Here is a 1,014-nt window from a genome sequence, read left to right on the forward strand (position 1 = left end):
AACCCTTGTTCCGAATATGGGGCCATGCTGTAATCGTCATCGCAGCCCATCTCCAACGACGCCGGCGCTACAACAGATGCTGCGCCGGAATGCAAAGCAGAGGAGGACGCAACATGAGGCGTGCATCTCGCGCCTGCGCCACCGCCGGCATCGCTATCCTGGGGGCTGGGTGCATCGCGGCAGCCTTGATGACACCTCCAAAGCTCGAAGTCCAAATGCGCGCAATAAAACTCGTCGACGCAGAAGACGTTGCACTGATCATGGGCGGCAGCGGGATGCCGATACCTCCAGAAAGCTACGTCGAGACGAATTTTGACCTCTTCATCAAGGACCTCTTCCCGAATTACTCGCCACAACCGTTATTCACACCCGAAGGGAATTACGGTCTCTACACGGGAGTAAAAAGCCTCCCGCTCGACACCTCAGAGGCCCAAGGCGTCGAGATTCTCGATAAAACGATCTTGCAGGAAATCACCGCAGGCAATGACGTCGTCGTGAAAGGGGCATCGCAAAGCTCAACCATATCGTCCATGGCGATGACCGAGCTCGCAGCCCAGCATGTCCCGACTTCAGATGTCTCCTTCGTGCTGACCGGTGATCCCAATCTTCCCGACGGGGGACTCTTCGAGCGTTTGGACGGGCTGTCGTTACCCAGCCTGGGGATCACGTTCAACGGTGCGACACCGTCGGATCTGTTTCCGACCACGATCTACACACAGGAGTACGACGGCTTCGCCGACGTGCCACGCTATCCGATCGACATCTTTTCCGATCTCAACTCCCTGGCCGGCATCTACTACGTGCATCCCACCTATGACCAGGTGCTCACGTCGCAAGAGATCCTCCCCGTCAGCCAGGGCGGTGACGCAATTCAATTGCCGACCGTGGGCGACACGATGACGACCTACTACATGCTTCCCACCAACAACCTGCCGCTGCTGGACCCGCTGCGCTCCATCCCGGTCGTGGGCAAACCGCTGGCCGACCTGATCCAGCCCGACCTCACGGTATTGG

Annotated in this window: 1 protein-coding gene; it reads left to right on the forward strand. The window is 58.5% G+C overall.

The window, feature by feature from the left end; all coding sequences use genetic code 11:
• Nucleotides 1–113: 113 nt before the first annotated feature.
• A partial coding sequence (locus tag AC2VOP_RS06300; RefSeq protein ID WP_486960158.1) for a PE-PPE domain-containing protein occupies nt 114–1,014 on the forward strand: 901 nt, incomplete at its 3' end.

The sequence above is a fragment of the Mycobacterium sp. TH-M106 genome, assembly GCF_057473765.1.